Origin of the sequence: Alkalilimnicola sp. S0819 (assembly GCF_009295635.1) — a bacterium.
Taxonomy (GTDB): domain Bacteria; phylum Pseudomonadota; class Gammaproteobacteria; order Nitrococcales; family WHIW01; genus S0819.
In genome coordinates this window covers 246,501-271,394 of record NZ_WHIW01000003.1, presented here as the reverse complement: position 1 = coordinate 271,394, position 24,894 = coordinate 246,501, and the positions used below count along the sequence as shown (strand labels likewise).

The window sequence follows — 24,894 nt, the reverse complement described above, 5'->3', positions numbered from 1 at the left end:
TCGATGTGGCTTCCGCCAGGGCGAATCAGGTGTCGTCCAGCAGAGGCCGCAAGCCCTCCCAGATGTTGTCGAGGATCAACGGTTGGGCATCCTCGTTGGGGTGAATGCCGTCGTCCTGCATCAACTCGGGGCGCTCGCCGACCTTGTCGAGAATGCGCGGCACCAGCGGCGCGCCGGTTTCATGGGCTACTTGGCGGTAGCTTTCGGCGAACAGGCGGGTGAACGCGGCTCCGTAGTTGGGGGGTAGACGTACCCCCACCAGCAGCACTTTGGCGCCCGCCTCGCGACCCAGTGCCACCATGCGGCTGAGGTTCTCGCGCATTTCCCGGGCGGGAATGGCGCGCAACCCGTCGTTGCCCCCCAGGGCGATCACCAGTATGTTCGGTTCGTGGCGCGCCAGCGCCTGGGGCAGGCGGCTGAGCCCACCACGGGTGGTGTCGCCGGTGATGGCGGCATTCACGACCCGGTAAGCCAGCCCGCGCTCCCGCAGTCTCTGCTCCAGCAGCGCCGTCCAGCGGCTCTCCCGGGGCACGCCGTAACCGGCGCTGAGACTGTCGCCCATCACCAGGATGACCGCCTCGGCGGCGGCGCCCGGGGACACCGTCCACAGCAATGCGAGCAGGAGCCAGCGAGACATGGCGGAAGACAGCCGGCGGGTGGTTTTGGAAACGGAAGCTCTGGGCATGGTGTTCCAGGGTCCTGGGGGTGAGATTCGCTTGTTCGATGGGCTCGATCTTAGCATTTGCAGCGGCGAGAGCCTCGCCATCCTCGGGGCTTCCGGCTCGGGCAAGTCCACCTTGCTGGGCCTGCTGGCGGGGCTGGATTTGCCCAGTCACGGGCGCGTAAGCCTGTTGGGCACCGACCTGACCGCGTTGGGCGAGGATGCCCGCGCCCGCCTGCGCGGTCAGTCCCTGGGCTTTGTCTTCCAGGCCTTTCATCTGCTCGCGGGGCTGACCGCGCGGGAGAATGTGATGCTGCCCCTGGAGCTGGCCGGCGAGGACGGTGCCGGGGCCCGCGCGGAGGCCGCGCTCACCCAGGTGGGCCTGGAGCATCGCCTGGGCCATTACCCGCGCCAGCTTTCCGGCGGCGAGCAGCAGCGGGTCGCCATCGCCCGCGCCTTCGTCGCCAAGCCCGCGTTGCTGCTGGCCGATGAGCCCACCGGCAATCTGGACGAGGAGACCGGGCACCGGGTCGCCGATCTTCTGTTCCACCTGAACCGCGAATCCGGCACCACGTTGGTGATGGTGACCCATGATCCGCAACTCGCTTCCCGCTGTGACCGGGTACTGCGCCTGGAGCATGGCCGTTTGGTGGCTGCCTGATGGTGCCGCTGCGTTTCGCCCTGCGACAGCTGCTGCGGGACTGGCGCTCCGGCGAGCTGCGCTTGCTGGTGCTCGCCGTGGTGTTGGCGGTGACCGCCGTCAGTGCAGTGGGCTGGCTGGCGCAACGGGTCGGGGATGCCACCGAGGTGAGGGCTTCCGAGCTGCTGGCCGCCGACCGGGTGCTGGAGACCGATGACCCGTTACCCGATGCCTGGCTGGAAGAGGCCCAGGCGCGGGGATTGAACACCGCTCGAATGATGATCTTCCCCAGCGCCGTGCTGAGCGGCGAGCAGTTTCAGCTTGCCTCGATCAAGGCGGTGGAGGATGCCTACCCGCTGCGTGGAGAGTTGCAGGTGGGCGATTCACCCACCCGCGACCCGGTGACCAGTCGCGAGATTCCGCCCCCCGGCGAAGCCTGGGTATCGCCGCGCCTGCTGTTGCAGATGGACCTGGCAGTGGGCGATACGCTGCGCCTGGGCGAGTCGGAGCTGCGCATCGGCAAGGTACTGTTCCTGGAGCCCGACCGGGGCGGCGGCTTCGTCAATCTGGCGCCCAGGGTGTTGATCCATTTCGACCAGGTGGCCGACACCGGCCTGATCCAGCAGGCCTCCCGGGTGCGGTATCGACTGCTGCTCGGCGGCGCCGAGGCGGCCCTGGCCGACTACCAGCAATGGGTGCTCGCCCAGGGCCGCCGGGACGTGGAGATCGAAACCCCGGCCGAGGGCCAGCCCGGCGTGGGGGAGGTGATGCGCACCGCGCAGCGCTTCCTGGGTTTGAGCGCCTTGCTCACCATCATCGTCGGTGGCGTGGCCATGCTGCTCACCATCCGCCGTTATGCCGCCCGGCAGCTTGACCCGGTGGCGGTGATGCGGTGTCTGGGTGCGAGCCAGCGCCAGATCGTTCTGCTCTTTGCCCTGAAGCTCATCGTGCTGGGCTTGCTCGCCGGCGCGCTGGGCAGCCTGCTGGGCTTCGCCCTGCACGGGGTGCTGATGACGCTGGTGGCGGATCTGTTGCCCCATATGCCGGCCCCCGACTGGCGACCGGCGGTGATGGGCCTGCTCACCGGTCAGGTGGTGCTGCTGGGCTTTGCCGTGCCCAGCGTGCTGCGCTTGCGCCGGGTGCCGCCGCTGCGGGTGCTGCGCCGGGACCTGGGCGGGCGCCTGCTGGGCGGGCTGTCGGTGTATCTGGCCGCCTTGCTCAGTGTGTTCCTGCTGATGTGGTGGCAGGTGAACGATCTTCAGCTCGCCCTGTATGTCTTCGGCGCGGTGCTGGGCACCTTGTTGTTGCTCGGGCTGGGCGCTGCGCTGACGGTGTGGCTGGTGCGCGTGGCTCGGCGCCATACCCGCGGCACCGCGGCTCTGGCGCTCGCCGGCGTGGCGCGCCGGCCCTGGACCACGGTCATCCAGGTAGTGGTTTTAGGCCTGGGCTTGATGGCTCTGTTGTTGCTGGGCGTGGTGCGGGACGACCTGCTGGTGGCCTGGAAGGCGCGCATCCCGCCTGATGCACCCAATTACTTTCTGATCAATGTGCAACCGGAAGAAGTGGCCGCTGTGCAGGAGTTGATCGGGAGAAGCGGCGCCGAGAGCACCCTGTATCCGATGATTCGGGGCCGGCTGCTGGCCATCAGCGGCCGGCCGGTGAGCCGGGCGGATTACGACACGCCCCGGGGCAAGCGCCTGGTGGACCGGGAATTCAACCTCTCCTGGCTGGAGGTCCTGCCTGCCGACAATGAGCTCGCCGCCGGTCAGTGGTGGGACGAGCGGAACGGGGAACGTGCCCAGTGGTCGGTAGAGACCGATATCGCCGAGACCCTGGGTATGGAACTGGGGGATGAGCTCAGCTTCGAGGTGGCCGGCGAGATCGTCACCGGGCGAGTCACCAGTCTGCGGGAGGTGGACTGGGACAGCTTCAATGTCAATTTCTTCGTGGTGGGCACGCCGCAGCTGTTGCGGGGGCTGCCGGCGACCTATATCACCAGCTTCTACCTGCCCGAGGCCGCGCGGGGCATGCTGCCGGAACTGGTGCGTCGCTATCCCAGTGTCACCATCATCGACGTGAACGCCATTCTGCACACGGTGCGGGGAATCATCGACCAGGGCTCCCGGGTGGTGGAAACCATGGTGCTGCTGACCCTGGCGGCGGGGCTGCTGGTATTGCTGGCCGCACTGCAGATCACCCGTGAGGAGCGGCAGTTCGAAAGCGCGCTGTTGCGCTCCCTGGGCGCGCGACGCAGCCTGATTCGGCGCCTGGCCTGGGTGGAATTCGCCCTGGTGGGCGGCATTGCCGGCAGTCTGGCGGGGCTGGGGGCGGCCGCGGCGGGCTGGGCGATGGCGGATGCGCTGTTCCGTCTGGACTACGGCTTCCCGGCGTATCTGATCGCCCTGGGAGGTGGCGCCGGTGCGCTGATGGTGCTGTTGGCCGGCGCCCTGGCGACGCGACGCCTTTATACCGCCTCGCCCATGCGCCTGCTGCAGGCCGCCGAGGAGAACTGAGCGCGGGTGGCACCCCTGCCCAAGGGCGTCTGATATCCACCCGCAACCGAGCGGCCGAGCCGTGGCCAGACGACGCGGGTTCCGACTTGGGGCGCCAAGCGGCTGGCCCCAGGCCCGGGTGGGCGCGATGCAGCCGCTGGCGAAAACGAGGATCCCCCAACCACCACGGCTCGAGGATCCCCGTCCTTTTCCGCTTAGCCCCGCGCCTTGCGCCGTGCCTGCAGATCGATGGCTTCCCCCGCGCCCGGCACCCGCGGCGCGGCGGCGAGGATCTCCTCGCTGGCCTGATCGGCATAGGCGGCGAAGTTCTCCTGGTAGAGCTTCGCCAGCTTGATGGCCGTCTCCCGATAGGCATCCTTGTCGGCCCAGCTGTTCACCGGGATCAGCACCTCGTCGGGCACGTTCGGGCACTGGGTGGGAACTTCCAGGCCGAAGATCGGGTCGGTGACCGTCTCGGCCTGATCCAGGCTGCCGTCGTGAATGGCATCGATGATCGCCCGGGTGTGGGCGATGCTCATGCGCTTGCCCACGCCGTAGGGGCCGCCGGACCAGCCAGTGTTCACCATCCAGACCTTGACGTCGTGCTTGCGGATCTTGTCCGCCAGCAGCTCGGCGTATCGGGTCGGGTGCCAGACCAGGAAGGGGGCGCCGAAACAGGCGGAGAAGGTGGCCTGGGGCTCGGTGACGCCCATCTCGGTGCCGGCCACCTTGGCGGTGTAGCCACTGATGAAGTGGTACATGGCCTGGGCCGGGTTCAGCTTGCTCACCGGCGGCAATACGCTGAAGGCGTCGCAGGTGAGGAAGATGACGTTCTTCGGAATCGCGCCGGTGCCCGGAATCTTGCAGTTGGGGATGAACTCCACCGGGTAGGAGCACCGGGTATTCTCGGTGATGGACTTGTCGGTGTAATCCACCTCGCGGGTGGTCGGGTCGTAGACCACGTTCTCCAGCACCGCGCCGAAGCGGATGGCGTTGTAGATGTCGGGCTCGGCCTCGGCGGAGAGATCGATCACCTTGGCGTAGCAGCCGCCCTCGATATTGAACACGCCGTCATCGGTCCAGCAGTGCTCGTCATCGCCGATCAGGCGACGGGCCGGGTCGGCGGAGAGGGTGGTCTTGCCGGTGCCCGACAGGCCGAAGAAGATGGAGACGTCGCCATGGGGGCCTTCGTTGGCGGAGCCGTGCATGGAGAGCACGTCCTGCTTGGGCATGATGTAGTTCATGATGGTGAACACGCCCTTCTTCATCTCGCCGGCGTATTCGGTGCCCAGGATCACGAACTCGCCCTGTTTCAGGCACAGGCTCACGCTGGTCTTGGAGCTGATGCCCGGCAGCTGATCATTGGCGGGGAAACGCCCGGCGTTGTAGATCACATAGTCCGGCTCGCCGAATTCGGCCAGCTCCGCCGCCGAGGGGCGGATCAGCATATTGCGCATGAACAGCGCATGGTAGGCGCGTTCGCAAATCACCCGGATCTTGACCCGGTAGCGGCTGTCCCAGCCCGCATAGCCGTCCACCACATAGAGTTGTTCGCGGGTGTTCAGATAATCCACCGCCAGCTGGCGGGTCATGCGGAAGGTGGATTCCTCCAGGCTGATGTTCACGTCCCCCCACCAGACATCGTCCTTCAGCTCCTGGTGTTCTACTACACGTTTGTCCTTCGGGCTGCGCCCGGTCTTCTCGCCGGACAGCGCGATCAGTGCGCCGCTGGAGGAGATGGCGGAACCGGGCTCGTTGCGCAGCGCTTGCTCGTAGAGCTCGGCGGGAGCGGCGTTGCGCAGTACGCGGGGTTTGACGATGCCGTGTTGCTGAAGGTCGAAGCTGGACATGAGGCCTCCTGTTTGGGGTAAGACGCTTCCCTGCGCCCGGTCGCCCGGACATTTCTCGTTATTGACAGGCAAGCATAATGCAAAAGCGGGCAGAGTATTAAACCCTACGTCGGGTACCCGCTGTGGGCCGGTGCAAAAGCGGCGCAGGGCAAGGCGTGCGGTGCGCGTGGAGGCAAGCCTGCCGCCGGGCGGCGGCAGGCTGAGGATGGGGGCGCTACCACATCAGGTCGTCAGGGATGGGGTGCTCTTCGTAGGCAGGGTCGATGTCGGCCTGGGGATCCAGCAGGTAGACCATGAGGAAGGGGGCAAGGGCCTGAACCTTCTCGCCGATTTCCCGGGGAACCAGCCGGAACAGGTTTCGGGTGCGGCCCACCGCCAGTTTGCCCTCGGAGAGCTGCTTGTGCTGCTCGGCGCTGACGTAGAAATGCTTGATCTTGTTGTTGACCGTGACATTGAAGGCCACGTCGCCCTTGCCGTGGGGGATCTGGTGTTTCAACAACATCTCCCGGGCGGCGTGCTCATCGGCCTTTTGCTTGCGGGCCAGTTCCCGTTCGCGGTTCAGGGCCTGGGCGCGCAGGCGCTCCGCAGCGGCGGCATCGGCGGCGGCGCGCGCGGTTTCGCTTTGCTCGGGTCTGGCCTTGGCCTTCTTGCCGCGGTTCTGCTGCTGCTTGCGGCTGCGTTTCTTCTCGGCATTGACCTTTTTCAGGTCCTGTTCCTTGGCCAGGCCGCTTTTCAACAACTGCTCGCGTAGGGAATCGCTCATGTCCGCTTCGGCCTCCGTCCGGCGCCTCGGTGCTGGGGAAGCGAAAGCGTATCATGAGCGAGCCCGAGGGGGTGGGTCGAGGGGTCGAGGCTGTTGCGGCGGTTCCGTTGCGGGAGGAGCGGCCCGGGCCGCGAATCGCGCCCCGCCGAAACGGGAGGCCACTCGCGGCCCAGGCCGCTCTCACAAGGGTCGGGTGGCTCAGGCGAGCTTGAACTTGCCCACCACTTGCTGCAGCTCCGCGCCCAGGCGGGCCAGTTCCTTGCTGGATTGCGCGACTTCCCGCGAGCCATCCGAGGAGCGGGAGGCGGCGTCGCTGATGTCCATGACATTGCGGTTGATCTCCTCCACAGCGGCGGTCTGTTCCTCCGCGGCGGTGGCGATCTGCTGGTTCATGCCGTTGATCGAGCGCAGCCGCTGAGCCGCATCGGTGACCACGCCACCGGCCTTCTGGGCCTGGTCGACCACTTCGCCGGCCACGTCCACCTGGGCATGGATGACCTCCGCCGAGCCGCGGGCGGCCTGTTGCAACTTCTCGATGATGCTACGGATCTCTTCGGTGGACTGGTGGGCGCGGCTCGCCAGCACCCGCACCTCGTCCGCCACCACGGCGAAGCCCCGGCCCTGGTCGCCGGCCCGCGCCGCCTCGATGGCGGCGTTCAGCGCCAGCAGATTGGTCTGTTCGGCCACTTCCCGGATGACATCCAGCACCGAGCCCACGTTATCCGCATCGGCCTCCATGCGCGCCACGGCTTCGGCGCCCTCGGTGATACCCTGGGCCAGCCTCTGCATGCGCTGTACGGTGTTCTCCATGGCCTGCTGGGCATCCCGGGTAGCCTTGTCCGCGGCATCGGCCTCGCCGGCGGCCTGGTTGATGTTGCGGGCCACCTCCTGGATGGTGGCGCTCAACTCGTTGGTGGCGGTGCTCACCTGCTCGCTGGCGGAGCGCTGTTGATCTACGTTCTGCTCGGTTTCGCGGCTGGTGCCGGAGAGTTGTTCGGCAGCGGCGGCCACCTGTTGCACGGTCTTGTCCACCTGGCGCAGCATCTGCTGCAGGCTGTCCAGGAAGCGGTCCACCTCGCCGGCCATACGGCCGAACTCGTCGCGGGAATTGTGCTGGATACGCTGGGTCAGATCGCCGCCTCCGGCGTTGAGCTCGGCCAGGCGACGGGTCACGGCCCTCAGGGGTGCCAGAACCAGACGCGGCACCAGGATCAGCACGGCCGCGGAAACGGTGGCGCCGAGCATCAGCGCAATCCACAGGGCAGTAGCGCTGCGGCCAACGCGCTCGCCGGCCGCCACCGACCGTTCATTCGACAGGCCTTCCACGTGCAACATGATCTGATCCAGATGGGCGCGGGCGGCATCAAACGCCGGCGCGCCTTTTTCGGCATATTCCATATTGGCGACGTAGGTGCTGCCACCGGCGGCCAGCGCCAGTGTTTCGTCAGCAATCTTTTTCCAGATCGCCGCACTTTGGCGGAAGGCGTCGCTCATTTGGCTGCTGCGCTGCTCCCCCAGTACCTGCGCCGCGCCGGCCGCGCGGTCCAGGGCTTGCTGGTAGTTCTCGCGGAAGCTGGCTTGCTCGGAGGCAAGCTGCGCTTCTTGCAGTCGCCCGCTGAGAATGCGCTGGGCGGCAACCAACGCCTGGTGCAGATCGCGGTCTGCCTCCAGCGCCATGCGCTGGCCGGGCAGCAGGCGATCATTGTAGTGCTGGGTGTCTTGGGCCAGATCGCTCAGCAGGGACTGGGCGAGCAGCACGCTACCGATGAACAGCACCGCCAACAGCAGCAGTGGTATGGATAGTTTCCAGCGAAAGGAGAGATTCCGAATTATTTGAGCCATGGCATATCCTCGGAATACGCGACGTTATTAAGAACACACTGCGTGCATTGAGGATAGCGGCGGTGGCGGATATTTCTGAAGTATCCAGGAATGCAAGTTCAGCTTGACGGCGTATGTCCCCGTGCGGGCAGGCGCTCACTGAACAGGTTCTTGCAGTCCTCGATGATCATATACAGCGAGGGCACCAGCAGCAGCAGGATGGCCGTGGCGAAGAGGATGCCGTAGCCCAGGGAAATGGCCATGGGGATCATGAACCGTGCCTGGCGCGAGGTCTCGAAGATCATGGGCGCGAGGCCGCCGAAGGTGGTGAGGGTGGTGAGCATGATGGGGCGGAAGCGGCGTACCCCGGCGAGCGCCATGGCGGTGTAGGCATCGCGGCCCTCTCGGCGGCGGGCATTGGCGTAATCGATCATCACCAGTGAGCCATTCACGACCACGCCGGAGAGCGCGATCATGCCCATGATGCTGATCAGGCTCAGGCTGTAGCCCATCAGCAGATGCCCCAGGATCGCCCCCACCGCGCCGAAGGGAATGGCGATCATGATGATCAGCGGCTGGATGTAGCTGCGAAAGGGAATGGCCAGCAGCACGTAGATGGCCAGCAGTGCCAGGGTGGCGGTGTAGAAGAAACTTCCCACCGCATCCTGCATGCTGGCCTGGCGCCCGGCCATGCTCTGGCTCAGGCCCGGGTAGTCCCGCAACAGCGCGGGAAGAATGTCCTGCTGCACCGCGCTGAGCACCTGCTGGGTGGCGCTGGCCGGCTCCACATCGGCGGTGACGGTGAGGGTTCGGCGGCCGTTCTCGCGCTGGATTACCGGCAGGCTCAAGCCCGGTTCGATGCGGGCCACCTGGGTCAGCGGCACATAGGTGCCGGCGGGGGTGCGCACCATGAAATCCCGCACATCGCTGGGCGACCAGGTCTCCGGACCGGCCAGCCGCGCCCGCACCGTCACCTCATTGCGTCCGCGCAGCTGCTTGATTGCCTCGGCACCGAAGAAGGCGCCTCGCACCTGGCTGGCGATATCGTTGGCGCTCAGCCCCAGGGCCCGGCCGGATTCGCTCAGGCGCAGGCTCCACTGCGGGTTGCCGTCCCGGTAGCCATCATCGGTTTCCGTGACGCCGTTGATCTCCTGCATCCGTCGGGCCATGTCCTGGGCGGCGCGGTTGAGCAGGGCGGTGTCCCGGTGGCTCAGGCGCAGACTGATGGCCGCGCCGCTCCCGGGCCCGCCGCGATCACTGAGAAAGCTCAGGCTCTCGACGCCGGCCAGCTCCCCGCTGGCCTGGCGCCACAGGCGGGCGAACTCGGTGGTGCTGATGGGGCGCTGCTCCGGAGGCGTGAGGTAAACGCGCAGCTCCACGTTATTGCCACTCTCGCGGGTGAACACGCCTTCGCTGAGGCGCTCGCCGCCATTCTCCGCAATAACCTGCCTGGCCGCGGCATCCAGCCGGCGGGCGACCATGGCTACCTGCTCGCGGCTGGCCCCCTGGGGTAGCTCGGCGCTGGCCGCGGCGGCGTCGGATTCCACCCGCGGCATCAGCATGAAGCCCATGCGGCCGCTCATGGGCCAGGTGAAGGCGAGCAGCAGCAGGGCGAGCGCCAGACTCACGGTGATGTAGCGGTGGTTCATGGAAAAGCGCAGCAGCGGCCCGTAGCGCTGTTCGATGAAGCGGCTGTAGGCGCGGCTGAAGCGCTGCTGCAGCGCGTGTATCGGCGCCATCAGCCGGGTCGAGCCCTCCCGCACATGCCCCAGGTGCGAGGGCAGGATGATCAGCGCCTCCACCAGGGAGATGGCGAACACCGTGCCCACCACGGCGGGAATGACCGCCCAGATCTGGCCGAAATGGCCGGGAATCAGGGCCATGGGGAGGAAAGCCACAATATTGGTGAGCACGGCGAAGATCACCGGAATGGCGATATCCCGGGCGCCTTGAATAGCCGCCTGCATGGGCTTCATGCCCCGCTGGCGATATTCGTAGATGTTCTCCCCGGCCACAATGGCGTCATCCACCACAATCCCCAGCGCCACGATAAAGGCGAACATGGAGACCATGTTGATGGACACGCCCATGCCGGGCAGGAACAACATGGCGCCCAGGAAGGAGGCGGGGATGCCCACGGTGACCCAGAAGGCGAGCTTGAATTCCAGAAAGATACTGAGCAGCACCAGCACCAGCATCAGCCCCAGGAAGGCGTTCTTCAGCAGTAGTTGCAGCCGATCGCGGTAGATCTCCGCCCGGTCGTTACGCACCGCGGTCTCGATGGCGGGCGCCAGATCGGCGGTGAGCCCGGGCAGGGCCTCGCGCACGGCTTGCGATACGCCGATGGGCGTCTGCTCGCCCATCCTGTAAACCGCCACATTGATCGCCGGCTTGCCCTCGAACCAGGCCGCCTGGTCGGAATCGGCGAAGCCTTCGCGCAGTTCTGCCACATCCCCCAGGCGCAGCAGGGCGCTGCCGTCCCCTTGGAGGATCACCAGATCGGCGAAATCCTCGGCCCGGGCGCGGCGCTCATCCATCTGCAACAGCAGCCGGCCGTTGTCCGTGCGCAGCCGGCCCGCGGAACGGTCCAGCGCGTTGTCCGCGATGGTGCGGGAGAGCTGCTCTATGCTCAGGCCGTGGGCGCGCAATCGGCCTGCGTCCACATTGATATGGATCTCGTACTCGCGCACCCCCTGCAGTTCCACCTGGGTGATGCCCGGGGTCTGGATCAGCGCATCCCGCAGCTGCTCGGCAGCCTCCCGCAGGCTGTGCTCCGAGACCTCGCCATAGACCATTACGTCCATCACTTCCCGCTGCCATACGGGCATGGCCACCCGGGGGCGCTCGGCGTCATCGGGGAAGGTGTCTATGCGCGCGACCGCCTGCTCGATTTCCTGATAGGTGCGCTGCTGATCGGTGCCGGCGAGCAGCTCCAGGCGCACGGTGCCGCTGCCCTCGCTGGCCGTGGCGCGCATCTCCTTGATGCCGGCTATGCTCTGCACCGCCGATTCGATGGGCAGCAGAATGCCCTGTTCGATCTGCTCGGGCGTCGCGCCGGGGTAGGCCACTTTAACGGTGACCATCTCCGTCTCGAAGGGCGGGAACACTTCCTGCTGGATGCGGGTACTCATGAACAGGCCGCCCAGGATCAGCACCAGCAGGAGCAGATTGGGCGCCACCCGGTGTTCGACTATCCAGCCGATCACCCCGCGGCTCTGGCGCTGCGGCTCGGCCATCAGCGTTGCCCGTCCGATCCGGCGCCGGCGAGGCGCAGGGGCATGCCCTGAGCGGCCCCACTGATGGGGGTCGTGACGATACGCTCGCCGGGGCGCAGCTCACCGCGCAGCAGCACCCGCTCACGCCCGCGGTGCAATACCTCCACCGGACGCATGTCCAGGCGATCATCCGGGCCCATCACCCAGACCCGATCCCCGCCCCGCAGCCAGGCCGGGTCCACGGCGATGGCATCGTCCAGCCGCCGGCCGCTGATGCGCGCCTCCAGGAAGCTGCCCAGCAGCAGCGGCGGAGCATCCGTGGTCTGGCTTGCCAGCGGGTCGCTCACCTCGACCAGTAAACGGGCCAGGCGGCCCTGCTCCTCTACGCCCCCGTAGAGGCGGATCAGTCGGCCTTCACGGTATACCCCCTCGCCCCAGGCGGCTTGGTCGTAGAGCCGCACCCTGGAGCCGGGTTCGCCGTTCGCTGTGGGGAATTCCAGCCAGCGCAGGGCGTTCACCGGTACGGCAAGTTCCACCCACCAGCGCTCCACGCCCACCAGGCGGGCGAGATCCGTGCCACTGCTGACCAGCGAGCCGGGGGCGGCCTGCCGTTCCACTACCAGGGCCGGGAAGGGGGCGTTGATCCGGGTACGGCGCAGGGCCAGTTCGGCCTCCGCTACCCGGTTCTCCGCCGCGGCCACGGCCGCGCGGGCGCTGGCGAGCTGCGGTTCGCGCAGCATCAGGCGACGTTCCTGCTCGCTGACATCGCTGCCCAGCAGTTCGTACTCTCGCCGGGCTACCGCCTGTTGCCCCATCTCCAGAGCCAGATCCGCCTGGGCGCGGGTCAAATCGGCGCGTGCGTTGGCCAGTGCCAGCCGAAAGTCCGCCTGTTCCAGTTGCACCAGCACTGTGCCGGCACCCACCCGGACACCGGGGTCCAGGGCGTCGGCGACCGAGGCTACCCGGGCATTGAGCTGTGCCCGCAGGTGCAACTCCCGGGCGGGCTTCACCACGCCCCAGGCGGTGAGCGTGATGCGCTCCTGGAAACGCTGAGCCGGCTCGACCTGCACGAGCCTCGCCTGGCGTTCCGGCGGCGGGCGCCGACCCGCCTGGGGCGAGGTCTCCAGCAGTCGCGAGGCGATCAGCAGGGCGCCGCCCAGTACCAGCAACGGGATCAGGGTGAGCAGGGCTCGGCGGGCCTTGTGGGCCCAGCCTGCCTGGTTGCGGTCAGTCATGTTCCAGGTCCTGTGGCCAGCCGCCGGCCAGGCTGCGGGCGAGGGTGATGCGATTGCGAAGCACCCGCCAACGGCCCTGGATCAGTGCGCGATCCACCTGCTGCTGGCTCTCCAGGGCGTTGAGTACTTCCAGATATTGCGCGCTGCCGTTGATGTAGCGATAACGCAGCTGCTCGACGATGTGATCCGCGCGGCGGCGGCGCTGTTGCAGGTTCTCCAGCAGCCGCCTGTCCCGCTGCTCCATCTCCAATGCGGCTTCCACCTCGGCGACCGCTTCCAGCAGCGCCTGGGCATAGTCATTGAAAGCGACCGCGCGGGCCGCGGCGGCGGCATCCACGTCGGCCCGCAGGCGGCCCCCGTCCAGCAGTGGCACCGCCAGGTTGGCCGCTATGCCCGCCAGCCAATTGTCGAACAGACCGCTCAGCGAAGGGGCCCCGTAAGCCAGCGAGGCACTGAGACTGAAGCGTGGGTATTGCGCCGCCACCGCGGAGGCCAGACGGGCGTCGGCGGCGGCAAGCTCATACCAGGCCTGGCGCAGATCCGGGCGTCTTTGCAACCAGTCGGCGGGCAGGCCGGTGGCGGGCAGGTCGGGCGCTGTTGGAGCGGATGCCGGCTCGGAGAGCTGCAATTCGCCGGGCAAGCGGCCGACAAGTACCGCCAGGCGTTGGCGCAGCAGCGACCCTTTGCTCGCCTGTTCCACGATGGCCGCTTCAGTCTGGGCGGCCAGTTGGCGCTGTCGGAGCACTTCGTCGGCACTGGCGGCGCCGTTGCGGTACCGCAAGTCGACGATCTCCAGCACCTGCCCGTTCACCCGGCGTTGCTGCTCCAGCAATGCCGCCAGCTCCCGGGCCTGCAGCCATTGCATCCAACTGTCGGCCACTTCCGCCGAGAGGCTGATGGCGGCGCTGCGCAGGGCCGCGGCGCTGGCCCCGGCGTCCATCTCCGCGGCATCGGTATCCGCGGCGACTCGGCCCCACAGGTCTATTTCATAACCCGCGGCCAGGCCCGCCGACCAATGTCGTTCCGCATCAGCCCTGCGGCTGTTCTCCCGTCGGGCACCGCCGCTCAGCTCCAAAGAGGGGTAGCGGTTGCTCCCCGCGCGGCGGGCCAGCGCAGCGGCCCGCTGCAGCCGGGCGCGGGCGGCGGCGAGAGTGAAGTTCTCCTCCAGGGCCGACTCCACCAATCGGTCGAGCTCGGCACTGTCGAAATGGCGCCACCAGCGATCCGGCAGCGGCTGATCGCCGCTGGCGGAGAACTGCTCCGGCAACGGTGCGATCTCCATGGCGTTCTGCCGCTCGGGCACAGCCGCGCAGCCAGCCAGGCTCAAGGCCAGCAGGCCGGACAGAATCATGCGGCGGGTGCAGGTCGCGCTCTTCAAAGTGTTCGGTCTGGATTCGGTTTCTGTTGCTTGCGCCTTGGCGACAACGCCCGGCCATGGTGTTGACCGCGAGGTGCCCGTGTCGGTTCCGCGCGATGGGTTCTCTTGTACAACAGCCCGGGCGCAGCCCGGTGTCAAATCGTCGGCCGCCGCCGGCCGTATCCGCCCCAGGGCCCGCGCCAAGCTTGCAGGCCCGGCCATCAGCAGAATCGGGAGGCCTGTTGGTTGTCCCGCCAACCCGCGATGAACCAAAAAAAGCCGGGCCACCCGAGGGTGGCCCGGCTTTTCAGCCAGTCGAAGCGGCTTACCAGCGACGCGGGCCGCCGGCGGGCTTGCGCTCCTGGGCTTCGTTGATGCGCAGGTTGCGACCACCCATGTCCTTCCCGTCCAGGGCTTCGATGGCGGCGTCGGCGTCCGACGGGGCCATCTGCACGAAACCGAAACCGCGGGGGCGGCCGGTTTCACGGTCGGTCATCAGGCGCACGGATTCCACATTGCCGAATTCGGCAAACAGATCGCGCACTTCATCTTCGGTGGCGCTGAAGGGCAGGTTGCCCACATAGATCGACTTCATAAGGCTTCAATCACTCGTAGATACGATCGCTTGACGCGGCCACGGGGGGCCGTCCGTGTGGTCGTCCATCCGTCGTCTCGTGGGAATCCGGCGCAGGTGAAGGCTAAGGTGCCTTGGTTCGGCGGGTATCACGCAAGCCAGCGGTTTCAAACCGCAATCGACATTACCGCAGCCTTGATCGGCCGCGCAAGCGGTTTTCCCGCGCTTGCGCGGTCCGGTGCAGGGCCTCACATCAGAGCTTTGAGTGCCCGGCCCGAGAGGAGGCAGGCATGAGGGTGTTGATCGCGATGCTGGCATTCGCCGGCCTGGCCCTGGTGGCGACCGCGGTGCAGGGGCCGGGGCTGGTCCGGTGGCCTGGCGAGGCCCGACAGGCTGTGCCGGGGGAGGCTCAGACTGTGGCGGAACGCGAGGCTATTCCGACGCCTCTTGACTGACTGCCTTGCGCATCTGCGCCAGCCAATCCCGGCCGCTTTTTTTCTCTTCCGCCTGGGGGGCCGCGCCGCTGCGCCGGTCCAGCACCTGAATTTGGTGCCCGGCGCTGATCTCGGCCACGAAACGGGAGACCGCCAGGCGCTCGGCACCCTTGCCTACCGCCAGGTCCACCCGGTCGGCATGGTGGAGCGTGATGTTGTCCTGGGCGCGGGTGAGCGCCACATAGGCCAAGCGCCGCTCCTCGGCGAGGTTCTCCACCACCTGGTCGCGCTCCATGGGCATGAGCCCTTCCGAGAAGCCGAACAGGTGCACCTGGGGCCACTCCAGGCCCTTGGAGGCATGGATGGTACAGAGGGTCACCTTGGGCTGATCCGATTCGGCCTCGTCGGTGCCGGCGGCCACCACCTCCAAGGCCGCCGCCCAGCGAGCCTCCAGGCCGGGCTGGTCGCGGCTGCTGTCCATGCGCTTGCTCATGGCCATTTGCACGGCGCGCATGCGGCCCTGGGCGGGGCGCAGGGCCTGCTGCAGTTCCACGCCGCCCATGCTCTGCCCGGCGGCCTTCAACTGCGCGGCGGCACGCTGGTTGAGCCAGGCGCGGAACAGAGGGGTGTCTCGGCACCATTCCAGCAAGCTGCCCGGTCCCTGCTGATAGAGCTGGTCCAGGACGGTGCTCAGTTCCCGCACGCCCTTGGCGGCCTTGGGCGATAGACGGCCCAACTGCAGCAGGGGTTGGTCGCCGGCGCCGATCATCTGGGCGACACCCTTGGCGCCCAGGCCCGGCACCAGGTCCGCGAGTCGAGAAAGCGCCCTTATGTCCCGTCGATTGGCGGCCAGGCGTCCGGCGGCGAGCATCATGCGCACATCGGCGTAGCTGAGCAGATCGGTGCCGGCCTTGATGCGGTACGGAATGCCCCGACGCAGCAGGGCGGTTTCAACGGTGCGCGAGAGGCGGTTCTTGCGGTACAGCACGGCGATGTCCGCCGGGCTGGTGCCCAGGCTGGTGGCGGTGGCGATGCGATCGGCCACGCCTTCCGCCATGGCCTCGGCGTCCTCGTACTCCAGCAACTGCACCAGGTCGGAGGCCGGCGCGCCCCGCACCGGGTAGGGGTTCTTCTCCAGCCGGTTCTCGTTGTGACGCACCAGGGCGGTGCCGCCGTTGACGATAGCCGGCGTAGAGCGGTAGTTGCGTTCCAGGCGATAGATCACCGCGCCGTACTCATCGATGAAATCGCGCATGTTCTCGGGGCGGGCGTGGCGCCACTCGTAGATGGCCTGATCGTCATCGCCCACCAGCAGCACGGTGTTGTCTTCGGGGGTGATGAGTTTGAGCAGGCGGAACTGGGCGCCGTCCGTGTCCTGGGCTTCGTCCACGGTGACGTCCTTGAGCTGGGCGCGCAGGCGTTGCTGCAGGTCGGGCTGGCACCGCAGCAGACGGGCCGGGAGCAGGATCAGGTCGGAGAAATCCAGCACCGCCGCGCGGCGTTTTTCCGCCTCGTAACGAGCCAGGGCGGTGAGCAGGCCGGTCTTGGCGCCGCCAGGGAAGCCCTTGTCGTCACACAGCCGTTCTATGGCCGGGCGCTCGGCCTCCTCGGTGATGTCCAGGCCGTGGGCACAGAGGGTTTCGTACATGCGCATGGCGTCCAGGCGTCGGCCCTTGTCGGGGAAGCCCGCGGCGAGGAAGGCGTCGAGCATGCGGGCGGCGTCGTCGGCATCCATCAGGGTGGCGTTGCGGGGGATGCCGATGTGCTTGCCGTGCATGCGCAGCAGGCGGTTGCCGAAGCTGTGGAAGGTGCCGATCCAGGGCAGCTTGAAACCCGAGGGCAGGCGTTGGCCCAGCCGCTCGCGCATTTCGGCGGCGGCCTTGTTGGTGAAGGTGAGCAGGATCAGCCCCTCGCTGGGGACCCCGGCCTGGGTGAGCCGGCGCACCGCGCGCTCGGTGGTGCAGCGGGTCTTTCCGGAGCCCGCGCCGGCGAGCACCGCCGCGGGTCCGGTGTTGTGGGCGACGACCTGAGCCTGGTCCTGATCGAGCATGATGGCCTCTGGGATATGGCGAGCCGAGGATTGTACCCGCGCAACTGCCGAGAAGTTAGCCGCGCCGTCCCCGGTTCCGGAAGACCCCTCTCTGGGGGCGGCCCAGGCCGGGAAGTGTCGGGCGATGGCTACCGCGCCGGAGGAGCGATGGCCCGGGAAGATTTCGCAATCAAGGCCGCTCCCGCCAGGGGCCAGGGCGCTGGCGACAAAGCCAGACGGAGAAGACAATGATTCCACCGCCCAGGGCGAGCCGGCTCCAGTCCACATCGCGGCCCCAGAACAGGTAGTTCACCAGGATGCCGGCCGGAATGAGCGCGTTGTTCATGGTGGCGAGCTGGCCGGTGTTCACCCATTTGCCGGCCATGTTCCAGCCCAGGTACCCGAGCCCCGAGGCGCCTAGCCCCAGCCAGAGCAGCACCCCCCATTGCAGAGCGCCGCTGGGCAGCATACGCCAGTCCGTGAAGAGCAGCATCGCCACGCCGCTGAGCAGCGCCGCGCCCAGGAAGAAGAAGCCAAAGGCCTGAACCTGATCTCGGTTCGTACCCAGAGGCAGACGCTTGTAGGCCACCTGGCCGGCGGCGAAACACAGATTCGCCCCCTGAATCAGGGCAAAGCCGGTGAGGTAGCCCGCATTGATGCCGTCATAGCGGATCACCGCCGCCCCCAGCACCGCCACCGCAGCCGCCAGCCACCAGCGCAGGGGCAGGTGGCGGCGCTGCAGGATCAGTTCGTCGATCAGCGTCACGTAGAGCGGGGTAAAGATGGTGAACAGCAGCACCTCCGCGACACTCAGATAGGTGAAGGCGTGGTAGAGGAACAGATAGGTCATGCCGATCTGCACCGCGCCGATGGCCATCAGAGCCCAGCGCCTGCGCGGCGTCACGCGGGAGGGGCGCAGCAAGGGCAGGAACAGCAGCAGCGCGAGCGCCATCCGCAGGAATACGGCCAGATAATTGTCCACCTGCCCCGCCAGGTAGACGCCGATGAGCGAGAAGCTGGCCGCCCAGGTGGCGGTGACGATCCAAAGCAGCAACATGGTTTCGAGTCGGTCCGGCACAAAACCGGGCATCCTCTGACCTGGCGGCGGCCCGGTCAAGCGCCGGGGCGGGCTTTATTGCAAACCATTCGCAACAAAATTAATATCCCCCGAATCGTATGCCACTACCCGGGAGACTGCCATGCCGGCTGTCCAAGCCACCGCCGAACTGCTCAGCAACGGCGGGCCGGTAATGATGATCCTTGCGCTGCTGTCTGTGCTGGCGGTGACCATCATTCTAGTCAAGCTGTGGCAGTTCTTCGTCCAGCGCGGCAACCCGGCACAGGACGACCACGCGCTGGGGCTGTGGCGTGCCGGTCGAACCGGGGAGGCTCTGAGCGCCCTGGGCGAGGGCCGCGGCCCGGTGAACCGCGTGTTGCGTGTGGCCATGCAGGGGCAGAGCAAACCGGATGCCGTGGAAGCCACGGTGCGCGAGGAAACCGCCCGCGTGGCGGCGCTGGAACTCGAGCGGCTGCGGGGCCAGTTGCGTGGCCTGGAGGCCATCGGCACCCTGAGCCCGCTATTGGGGCTGCTGGGGACGGTGCTCGGTATGATCACCGCGTTTCAGCAGTTGCAGGCGGCCGGGTCCCAGGTGGACCCGTCCATCCTCTCGGGTGGTATCTGGGAAGCGCTGCTGACCACTGCCGCGGGCCTCGCCGTGGCCATCCCCGCCGTGGCAGCGCTACATTGGCTGGAGCGCAGGGTCGATGGCGTGCGCCACCGGATGGAGGACGCGGTGACCCGTGTGTTCACCCAGGCGCCGTCGCCGCAGCCACACCGGGAGCCCGCGCCGCTGCGCGCCGCTGCCAATGAACATTGATTCGCCTCCGCGCCGGCGGATGGCTGTCAGCCTGACGCCGCTGATCGATGTCGTCTTTATTCTGCTGGTGTTCTTCATGCTGGCGACCAACTTCAACCAGTGGCGCTCCCTGAGCCTCTCCGTACCGGGCGAGGGCGGTGCTGCCGCCACCGAAGAGACCGCCTTGCGCCTGGAGGTGCTGAGCAATGGTGGCCTGCGCCTGCAGGGAGATGTGCTGGGGCTGGCGGATCTGGAGCGACGCGTGGCCGGCCTGCTCGGTGACGATCCTGGTCGCGCGGTGCGCATAGTGCCCGAGCCCGCGGTTCCGCTGGAGCGCATTGTGGCGGTGATGGACAGGCTTAGCCTGGCGGGCGCGCGGAACATCTCCCTGGACGAGGACTGAGCCATGCGCCTGGCCGCCCCCCAGAGGCGGGAGCAGGAGGAGAACCTGGTCCCGCTGATCAACATCGTCTTTCTGTTGCTGATCTTCTTCATGCTGGCCGGTACCTTCACCCGCCCGGAGCTGTTTCCGGTGACGCCACCGGAGTCCTTGAGCGAGGCGGAAGCGCCGGAAGAAGCCCTGCGCCTGCTGCTGGCCGCGGACGGACGCCTGGCCCTGGACGGCGAGGAGCTGGAGGACGCGCAGTTACGGGTGCGGCTGGGTGAGCGGCTGCGGGTGGAGCGCCCCCCCATCGTGCAGCTGAAGGCCGACGGGGACATCGAAGCCGCACGGCTGATGGCGGTGATGAATCTGCTGCGAGATTCGGGTGTGGAGGATTTTCGGCTGTTGACGGTGCGGGGCGGCTGATGGCGCGTTGGACTCTTGCGTTCATTTTGGCCTTGCTGCTCCATGGGGGGCTTTTCTGGCAGTTGCGTTCCGAGGAACAGCACGAGGGCGCCATAGCCGCGGGGGTGGCCGGTATACAGGTTTCCCTGGGCGCCGCTGGCGGCAAGACCGGGGCCCCCTCGCCGAAACCCGAGCCGAAACCCGAACCGAAACCCGAACCGAAACCCGAACCGAAACCCGAACCGAAACCCGAACCGAAACCCGAACCGAAACCCGAACCGAAACCCGAACCGAAACCCGAACCGAAACCCGAACCGAAGCCCGAACCGAAGCCCGAACCGAAGCCCGAACCGAAGCCCGAACCGAAGCCTCGCGGCGCGGTTGCCGATCAGTTTTATCCCGAGGCGGCCCCTGTGAGCGAGGCGGCCGAGTCGCTGGAGGCCGATGCCCGGGAAGGCGCGGCGCAGGAGCTGGGCGGCTTGAGCGCCGATCAGCAGGCCGGTGGCAACCCGGGGGCAGTGCGGAGCTACACCACGGCGCTGCGCGCCTGGCTGGAGCGACACAAGCGCTATCCGCGTCGGGCGCGCATGCGGCGACAGGAAGGCGTGGCGACATTGCGCTTTGTGGTGGACCGCGAGGGCCGGGTGCTGGAATACGAACTGTTGGACGGCTCCGGTCATGCGCTGCTGGACCGGGAAGCACGGGAGATGCTGGAGCGCGCGCAGCCCTTGCCGGCATTTCCCGAGGGCATACGCCAAGAGCGCATGACCCTGGAAGTGCCGGTGTCCTTCGCGCTTCGCTAGCCGGGCGCTCAGGGCATCCGGCGCGTATTACACGCGCATGGCAATGCGCGCGGACGAGGCCCTGTAGCCGGTCAGGCAGGCCGGTCGAAATCGGGTGGGAATCGCGACTCAGCCGCGCAGGCGCTTCGCCACCGCGGGGCTGGCGCGCAAGCGCTCTAGATCCTCCTCCGCGGGCAGCTGCGGGCGGTCCCGCTCCCGATTGACCATGCACAGAAAGCCCAGCGGCTGCTCGCCGGTGGCGTGGAACTGATGCCAGCTCCAAGGGGCGATGTACACGCAGTCATGGGCTGCCACCCGCTCCACCCGATCGTTCAGGATCACTTCCCCCTCGCCGCGCAGGATGATCACCGCATGGGCATGTTCGTGGCGCTCCAGGGTGGAATAGCCGCCGGGCTGCACCTCGAAATACCGGGTGAGAAAGGCCAGCGCCTGCTGATCTTCCCGCTCGCCCATCAGCGTCTGCCGGGTGATGTCGCGAAAGTGGCTGCCTTCGGTCTTGTACTCTTTCAGGTCCACCGCGTCCCAGCGGTAACCCCGCATCCGCGTGATCCGCGATTGCTCGCTCATGCTCCTACTCCTGCCTGTTCCACCGCCTCGCGCAAGGCGCGGCTAGCGGTGCGTATATCGCCCTGGGCATAAAGGCTGCCGCCAATGAGCAGGACTGTATCCAGGCCGTATTGTTTCACCCAGTAGCCCGCGCGGGCTACATCCATGCCACCCCCCGGGGTGGGCAGGGCCGGGCGAATGCCGGGCAAGGGCGCGCGCAGGGCCCGGTTGATGGCCTCGCAGCCCGCTTCGCTGAACCCGAAACGGCCACCGGCATTCGGGTAGATCACGGCATCGGCGCCGGCCAGCCGAAACAGTTCGCCCAGCAGCAGCGGCGCCGCGAGGCCATGATCCGGGCGCAGCAGTCCGCCGGTCATGGCCGGGTGCGCCATCAGCAACAGGCCGAATTCGTCCCGCGCCCAGCGCATGGCATCCAGCCCGGTGATCCAGGGGTTGATGAGCACCCCCTGGCAGCCGGCTTCCTTGGCCGCCCGCAGGCGGCTCGGCAACTCGGCGTAACCGGCGGTGACATTGGGAAAGTACTGGCTGCGCCCGCCGGACTGGGCATTGGCCCGCGCGACGGCCTCGCTGCAGGCGCGCAATCGGTCCAGGAAGGGGGCATCGGGCTGGTTCGCCAGGCCATGGTCGTCCTTGATGATGTCGATGCCGCCCAGCGCGAATTCATGGGCCGCCGTGGCCAGTGCCTCGGCGCTGCTGCCCATGGGTTTGAGGGCGGTGCAGAGCAGGGCGCGCTCACTGACCCCCAGGCGCTCCCGCACCCCGGCTATGCCATGGCCCGGGCCGCCCAGCCAGCCCAGCACGGCCTCGGGCCATTCCACCCGCGCTAGATGTATGCCGTCCTTGAGGGAGATATTGCCGAACAGTACGTTGAGCAGCTGAGTGAGTTCACCGCCCAGGGTTTCCTGTGCATAGCTGATGATCAGGCCATGGCCGCCCTCGGGCAGTGCGCGCAACTCCTCGATCCGTCCGACCATGCGTTGGCGCACGTCGGCGCTGAGCACGCGGTCCGGCAGTTCCACGGTCTGCTCCAGGGCGATACCCCGGGCCTTTTCCTCGGCGGCTTCGCCGGGCGCGCACTGCAGGTGGTAGTGGACTCGAAGACGTTCGCTCATGGCTCGCTCGTTGGGCTGGAAAACTTCATTGTAAGGGTAAACAGGGTCGGGTGGGGCCGGCGCGGGGCTGTCGCGGAGGCTCATGGGGATTGCCCCGCGCCTCCCTGGAGATCAGGAGGGTTGACCGGCAGAGCGGGGCGCTGTGGCCCATTCGCGCAGCAAGCCGCTGATGCGCCCCAGCGCGGGCCAGGCCACCAGCAGTTGGGTGAAGCGCAGGGTGGACGCGGGCCCCACCGAGGGCTGGCCGAGGGACTCCACCGCCGGGAGCCCAGTGTAGCTCATGATCTCGTTTTCCAGTTGTTGCAGGGCGGCGCCGGGGATCACGCCGTCCACGTGCACCACGTTCACCGGCCGGCCCCAGTAACTGCTGGGCACATTGGCGAGCATGAAGGGCAGGGCGTCCTGCTTGGTCATGCCGTTGAGATCCACCGGCAGGTACAGGGCGGGCAGCGGCACGGCGGTGGGGGTGACGATGACCTCCATGTGATGGCAGTCATCGGGCAGGCGGCCTTCGTACTCCTCCACCGCCAGGGAGGCCAGCTCGCTTTCGTGGATCTTCACGATCACATCGGCATGGGTCTTCTGGAAATCGATCCAGCGCTTGTAGGCCACCTCCCGGCGCTGCATGTCCCGTTTCACCTCGTCAGGCCTGTAACCCCGCACGTGCACATCGCGCTGGAACTTCCAGCGCCACTTCACCTCGCGGTCCGAATCCACGTAGAGGGTGAAGTCCATGAGCTTCTGCAACTCGGGATACAGGGCGTGCAGCCCCTCCACCACGATCACCGGAGCCGGTTCCACCCGGCGCGGTTCGGCGAAGCGGCCGCTGACGTGGTCGTAAACGGGGATATCCACGGTCTGACCGGCGCGCAGCGCGTTCAGATCGGCCCGGGCCTGGCGTAGATGATTGGCCTTCGGGTCCAGCGGCAGGCGACCGCTGAGCCGGCGCTGGGCACGGTCTTCCTTGTGATAGCCGTCCAGCGAGATGCTCGCCACCACATCGCTGCCCAGCAGGCGGCGGATACCGTCGGTGTAGGTGGTCTTGCCCGAGCCACTGTCGCCGGCCACCGCCAGCAGGATCGGCCGATGGGCGCTGGGCAGCAGTTCGCGGATGCTGGCGCGGCGCTCGGCGTCGGGAGTATTCAGGGGCTCGGACATGGGGCGAACTCCAGGCGGGGTTCAGGGTTCAGCATTGTGCGCGCTGCGCGGCCCTTGTCAACGGCCGCGCAGCAGCTGCTCCGGCCCTTGCGCCGGGGCGGTGGGACGGTTAGGTTTCAGCGAGCCGACAAGAATATCAGAAGGAGTAGCCATGAGCCTCAAGACCACGGATCTGTGCGACGAACATTCCGAGCGGCTGCGTATTGCCGCACCCATGTTCATCACCTATGGCGGCCGGCGGCTGTTCAACGGCCCGGTGAGCACCGTCAAGGTGTTCGAGGACAATAGTCTGGTGCGGGCGGCGCTGGAAGAAGCCGGTGAAGGGCGTGTGTTGGTGGTGGATGGCGGTGGTTCCATGCGCTGCGCGCTGCTGGGCGATCAGCTGGCCGAGCTGGGCCGGAAGAACGATTGGGCCGGCGTGGTGGTGTATGGCTGTATCCGTGATTCCGAAGATATCGCGGGAATTGATATTGGCGTCAAGGCGCTGAATACCCATCCCCTCAAGAGCGTGAAGAAAGGGGTGGGCGAACGGGATGTGCCGGTGAGCTTCGCCGGCATTACCGTGCGGCCGGGTGATTATCTCTATGCCGATGACGATGGCGTGGTGGTGGCCGAGGGCTCCCTGGCGGGTTGAGCCGGGGCCAGGTGGATCAATCGGGGAAGGAACAACCATGAAGGAACCGGTCAGCATGATTCTCGCCCGCAAGGGCAGCGAGGTGCTCGCGCTGCCGCCGCAAGCCAGCGTGGCGGCGGCGGTGGAGATGATGAACCAGCGCAATGTTGGCGCGATCGTGGTGTTGGACGAGGAGCGGGTGCAAGGGATATTCACCGAGCGGGACGCCCTGCGCCGGGTGATCCAGCGCCGGCTGGACGTGGAAAGCACAGACTTGTCCGAGGTCATGACCCGGCAACTGGCGGTCATACGCCCTTCCACCAGCATCCAGGAGGCGCTGGCGGTGGTGAACGCCAAGGGTGTGCGGCACCTGCCGGTGATGGAAGGCGAGACGCTGCTGGGGCTGCTGTCGGTGCGGGACCTGGTGCAGTATCTGGTGGAGGACCAGCAGCATCAGATCGAGGAATTGGTGGACTACATCCATGGACAGTATGGGCCGTCCATTCACGGCTGAGCGGGCATGAGCGCGGAGCGGGTACGGCTGGACAAGTGGCTATGGGCGGCGCGTTTCTACAAGACGCGGCGTCTGGCCACCGAGGCCGCGGCGGGGGGCAAGGTGCAGGTCAACGGCCAGCGGGCCAAGCCTGCCCGGGATGTGCAGGTGGGGGCCCGGCTGACCGTCAGCAAGGAAGGTTTCGAGTACGAACTCACGGTGCTGGGCCTGAGCGAACGCCGGGGGCCGGCCAGTCAAGCGCAGTTGCTGTACGAGGAAAGCGCCGAGAGCCGACAGCGCCGTGAAGCCTTGCGCGAGCAAATGCGCGCCGCGGCCTTGGGCACGCCTCGCACCGAAGGCCGGCCGGACAAGCATGACCGTCGCCGGCTGGGAGCCTTCAAGCGGGGGCAGGGCGAGTAGCCTGCCCTCGCTGT

Annotated in this window: 23 protein-coding genes; 10 read left to right on the top strand and 13 right to left on the bottom strand. The window is 67.3% G+C overall.

Translation table 11 applies throughout. The features are described from left to right. Positions 1-25 precede the first annotated feature (25 nt). Positions 26-637 (bottom strand): arylesterase, encoded by a 612-nt coding sequence (locus GBG68_RS04205; protein ID WP_152145449.1) that lies wholly within the window; start codon positions 635-637, stop codon positions 26-28. On the opposite strand from GBG68_RS04205, the gene GBG68_RS04200 reads away from it, so the two are divergent. Together GBG68_RS04200 and GBG68_RS04195 are read left to right on the top strand one after the other, a co-directional pair. Next, positions 636-1,322, top strand: a complete 687-nt coding sequence (locus tag GBG68_RS04200; RefSeq protein WP_152145447.1) for an ABC transporter ATP-binding protein — start codon at positions 636-638, stop codon at positions 1,320-1,322. The genes GBG68_RS04205 and GBG68_RS04200 overlap by 2 nt on opposite strands. After that, positions 1,322-3,814: an ABC transporter permease gene (locus GBG68_RS04195; RefSeq protein WP_152145445.1), complete on the top strand. Its 2,493-nt coding sequence runs from the start codon at positions 1,322-1,324 to the stop codon at positions 3,812-3,814. Before GBG68_RS04200 ends, GBG68_RS04195 begins: the two co-directional genes overlap by 1 nt. 194 nt (positions 3,815-4,008) lie before the next feature. On the opposite strand, the gene pckA is transcribed toward GBG68_RS04195, so the two are convergent. From pckA to GBG68_RS04160, 7 genes are all read right to left on the bottom strand, one after another. After that, complete coding sequence (pckA, locus tag GBG68_RS04190) at positions 4,009-5,643, bottom strand: phosphoenolpyruvate carboxykinase (ATP) (protein ID WP_152145443.1); 1,635 nt, start codon at positions 5,641-5,643, stop codon at positions 4,009-4,011. Positions 5,644-5,857: 214 nt separating this feature from the next. Further along, positions 5,858-6,406 carry a DUF2058 domain-containing protein gene (locus GBG68_RS04185; RefSeq protein WP_152145441.1) on the bottom strand — a complete coding sequence of 183 codons (549 nt, stop codon included), beginning with the start codon at positions 6,404-6,406 and terminating at the stop codon, positions 5,858-5,860. 198 nt (positions 6,407-6,604) lie between these two features. Next, complete coding sequence (locus GBG68_RS04180; protein WP_152145440.1) at positions 6,605-8,248, bottom strand: methyl-accepting chemotaxis protein; 1,644 nt, start codon at positions 8,246-8,248, stop codon at positions 6,605-6,607. A 98-nt stretch (positions 8,249-8,346) separates the two neighbouring features. Continuing rightward, positions 8,347-11,463 (bottom strand): efflux RND transporter permease subunit, encoded by a 3,117-nt coding sequence (locus GBG68_RS04175; protein WP_152145438.1) that lies wholly within the window; start codon positions 11,461-11,463, stop codon positions 8,347-8,349. Then, the gene (locus tag GBG68_RS04170; RefSeq protein ID WP_152145436.1) at positions 11,463-12,677 is read right to left on the bottom strand and encodes an efflux RND transporter periplasmic adaptor subunit; all 1,215 of its coding nucleotides are present in this window, start codon (positions 12,675-12,677) and stop codon (positions 11,463-11,465) included. The genes GBG68_RS04175 and GBG68_RS04170 overlap by 1 nt, the downstream gene beginning before the upstream one ends. Continuing rightward, the gene (locus tag GBG68_RS04165) at positions 12,670-14,028 is read right to left on the bottom strand and encodes an efflux transporter outer membrane subunit (RefSeq protein ID WP_193222213.1); all 1,359 of its coding nucleotides are present in this window, start codon (positions 14,026-14,028) and stop codon (positions 12,670-12,672) included. Before GBG68_RS04165 ends, GBG68_RS04170 begins: the two co-directional genes overlap by 8 nt. A 331-nt stretch (positions 14,029-14,359) precedes the next feature. Further along, on the bottom strand, positions 14,360-14,629 hold the full coding sequence (locus GBG68_RS04160; protein ID WP_152145432.1) for an RNA recognition motif domain-containing protein: 270 nt from the start codon (positions 14,627-14,629) through the stop codon (positions 14,360-14,362). Positions 14,630-14,898: 269 nt separating this feature from the next. Here GBG68_RS04160 and GBG68_RS14090 point away from each other — a divergent pair, with 269 nt between their 5' ends. Beyond that, positions 14,899-15,063 (top strand): hypothetical protein, encoded by a 165-nt coding sequence (locus GBG68_RS14090; protein ID WP_193222212.1) that lies wholly within the window; start codon positions 14,899-14,901, stop codon positions 15,061-15,063. Here GBG68_RS14090 and GBG68_RS04155 read toward each other — a convergent pair. After that, complete coding sequence (locus GBG68_RS04155) at positions 15,041-17,092, bottom strand: ATP-dependent helicase (protein ID WP_193222211.1); 2,052 nt, start codon at positions 17,090-17,092, stop codon at positions 15,041-15,043. The two genes, GBG68_RS14090 and GBG68_RS04155, sit on opposite strands and share 23 nt — an antisense overlap. 169 nt (positions 17,093-17,261) lie before the next feature. Continuing rightward, positions 17,262-18,149, bottom strand: a complete 888-nt coding sequence (locus GBG68_RS04150; protein WP_226801621.1) for an EamA family transporter — start codon at positions 18,147-18,149, stop codon at positions 17,262-17,264. 121 nt (positions 18,150-18,270) lie between these two features. Here GBG68_RS04150 and GBG68_RS04145 point away from each other — a divergent pair, with 121 nt between their 5' ends. From GBG68_RS04145 to GBG68_RS04130, 4 genes are read left to right on the top strand one after another with little or no spacing between them, the layout of a single operon-like run. After that, positions 18,271-18,948, top strand: a complete 678-nt coding sequence (locus GBG68_RS04145) for a MotA/TolQ/ExbB proton channel family protein (protein ID WP_152145428.1) — start codon at positions 18,271-18,273, stop codon at positions 18,946-18,948. Positions 18,949-18,967: 19 nt separating this feature from the next. Beyond that, positions 18,968-19,330 (top strand): ExbD/TolR family protein, encoded by a 363-nt coding sequence (locus GBG68_RS04140; protein WP_264297975.1) that lies wholly within the window; start codon positions 18,968-18,970, stop codon positions 19,328-19,330. Positions 19,331-19,333: 3 nt separating this feature from the next. Continuing rightward, complete coding sequence (locus GBG68_RS04135) at positions 19,334-19,735, top strand: ExbD/TolR family protein (RefSeq protein ID WP_152145424.1); 402 nt, start codon at positions 19,334-19,336, stop codon at positions 19,733-19,735. Continuing rightward, positions 19,735-20,517, top strand: coding sequence for an energy transducer TonB (locus GBG68_RS04130; protein WP_152145421.1), 783 nt, complete (start codon positions 19,735-19,737; stop codon positions 20,515-20,517). Before GBG68_RS04135 ends, GBG68_RS04130 begins: the two co-directional genes overlap by 1 nt. Positions 20,518-20,625: 108 nt before the next feature. Here the strand turns inward: GBG68_RS04130 and GBG68_RS04125 are convergent, their stop codons facing one another. From GBG68_RS04125 to GBG68_RS04115, 3 genes are all read right to left on the bottom strand, one after another. Beyond that, on the bottom strand, positions 20,626-21,084 hold the full coding sequence (locus GBG68_RS04125) for a cupin domain-containing protein (RefSeq protein WP_152145419.1): 459 nt from the start codon (positions 21,082-21,084) through the stop codon (positions 20,626-20,628). After that, entirely contained in the window at positions 21,081-22,196 is a 1,116-nt protein-coding gene (locus tag GBG68_RS04120; protein ID WP_152145416.1) for a RuBisCO large subunit C-terminal-like domain-containing protein, read from the bottom strand. Before GBG68_RS04120 ends, GBG68_RS04125 begins: the two co-directional genes overlap by 4 nt. A gap of 111 nt (positions 22,197-22,307) precedes the next feature. Next, positions 22,308-23,354: a phosphoribulokinase gene (locus GBG68_RS04115; protein WP_152145414.1), complete on the bottom strand. Its 1,047-nt coding sequence runs from the start codon at positions 23,352-23,354 to the stop codon at positions 22,308-22,310. 151 nt (positions 23,355-23,505) lie between these two features. On the opposite strand from GBG68_RS04115, the gene rraA reads away from it, so the two are divergent. From rraA to GBG68_RS04100, 3 genes are read left to right on the top strand one after another with little or no spacing between them, the layout of a single operon-like run. Beyond that, positions 23,506-23,988, top strand: coding sequence for a ribonuclease E activity regulator RraA (rraA, locus tag GBG68_RS04110; RefSeq protein ID WP_152145412.1), 483 nt, complete (start codon positions 23,506-23,508; stop codon positions 23,986-23,988). Positions 23,989-24,025: 37 nt separating this feature from the next. Further along, positions 24,026-24,481, top strand: a complete 456-nt coding sequence (locus tag GBG68_RS04105) for a CBS domain-containing protein (protein WP_226801619.1) — start codon at positions 24,026-24,028, stop codon at positions 24,479-24,481. Between the two features lie 6 nt (positions 24,482-24,487). Then, positions 24,488-24,880: an RNA-binding S4 domain-containing protein gene (locus tag GBG68_RS04100; protein WP_152145411.1), complete on the top strand. Its 393-nt coding sequence runs from the start codon at positions 24,488-24,490 to the stop codon at positions 24,878-24,880. Positions 24,881-24,894 lie beyond the last annotated feature (14 nt).

Bases quoted from the DNA above. Each gene is read 5' to 3' on its own strand.
- GBG68_RS04200 (WP_152145447.1), top strand. From the start codon at position 636: ATGGCGGAAGACAGCCGGCGGGTGGTTTTGGAAACGGAAGCTCTGGGC.
- GBG68_RS04205 (WP_152145449.1), bottom strand. From the start codon at position 637: ATGTCTCGCTGGCTCCTGCTCGCATTGCTGTGGACGGTGTCCCCGGGC.
- GBG68_RS04195 (WP_152145445.1), top strand. From the start codon at position 1,322: ATGGTGCCGCTGCGTTTCGCCCTGCGACAGCTGCTGCGGGACTGGCGC.
- pckA (WP_152145443.1), bottom strand. From the start codon at position 5,643: ATGTCCAGCTTCGACCTTCAGCAACACGGCATCGTCAAACCCCGCGTA.
- GBG68_RS04185 (WP_152145441.1), bottom strand. From the start codon at position 6,406: ATGAGCGATTCCCTACGCGAGCAGTTGTTGAAAAGCGGCCTGGCCAAG.
- GBG68_RS04180 (WP_152145440.1), bottom strand. From the start codon at position 8,248: ATGGCTCAAATAATTCGGAATCTCTCCTTTCGCTGGAAACTATCCATA.
- GBG68_RS04175 (WP_152145438.1), bottom strand. From the start codon at position 11,463: ATGGCCGAGCCGCAGCGCCAGAGCCGCGGGGTGATCGGCTGGATAGTC.
- GBG68_RS04170 (WP_152145436.1), bottom strand. From the start codon at position 12,677: ATGACTGACCGCAACCAGGCAGGCTGGGCCCACAAGGCCCGCCGAGCC.
- GBG68_RS04165 (WP_193222213.1), bottom strand. From the start codon at position 14,028: ATGATTCTGTCCGGCCTGCTGGCCTTGAGCCTGGCTGGCTGCGCGGCT.
- GBG68_RS04160 (WP_152145432.1), bottom strand. From the start codon at position 14,629: ATGAAGTCGATCTATGTGGGCAACCTGCCCTTCAGCGCCACCGAAGAT.
- GBG68_RS14090 (WP_193222212.1), top strand. From the start codon at position 14,899: ATGAGGGTGTTGATCGCGATGCTGGCATTCGCCGGCCTGGCCCTGGTG.
- GBG68_RS04155 (WP_193222211.1), bottom strand. From the start codon at position 17,092: ATGCTCGATCAGGACCAGGCTCAGGTCGTCGCCCACAACACCGGACCC.
- GBG68_RS04145 (WP_152145428.1), top strand. From the start codon at position 18,271: ATGCCGGCTGTCCAAGCCACCGCCGAACTGCTCAGCAACGGCGGGCCG.
- GBG68_RS04140 (WP_264297975.1), top strand. From the start codon at position 18,968: ATGGCTGTCAGCCTGACGCCGCTGATCGATGTCGTCTTTATTCTGCTG.
- GBG68_RS04135 (WP_152145424.1), top strand. From the start codon at position 19,334: ATGCGCCTGGCCGCCCCCCAGAGGCGGGAGCAGGAGGAGAACCTGGTC.
- GBG68_RS04130 (WP_152145421.1), top strand. From the start codon at position 19,735: ATGGCGCGTTGGACTCTTGCGTTCATTTTGGCCTTGCTGCTCCATGGG.
- GBG68_RS04125 (WP_152145419.1), bottom strand. From the start codon at position 21,084: ATGAGCGAGCAATCGCGGATCACGCGGATGCGGGGTTACCGCTGGGAC.
- GBG68_RS04120 (WP_152145416.1), bottom strand. From the start codon at position 22,196: ATGAGCGAACGTCTTCGAGTCCACTACCACCTGCAGTGCGCGCCCGGC.
- GBG68_RS04115 (WP_152145414.1), bottom strand. From the start codon at position 23,354: ATGTCCGAGCCCCTGAATACTCCCGACGCCGAGCGCCGCGCCAGCATC.
- rraA (WP_152145412.1), top strand. From the start codon at position 23,506: ATGAGCCTCAAGACCACGGATCTGTGCGACGAACATTCCGAGCGGCTG.
- GBG68_RS04105 (WP_226801619.1), top strand. From the start codon at position 24,026: ATGAAGGAACCGGTCAGCATGATTCTCGCCCGCAAGGGCAGCGAGGTG.
- GBG68_RS04100 (WP_152145411.1), top strand. From the start codon at position 24,488: ATGAGCGCGGAGCGGGTACGGCTGGACAAGTGGCTATGGGCGGCGCGT.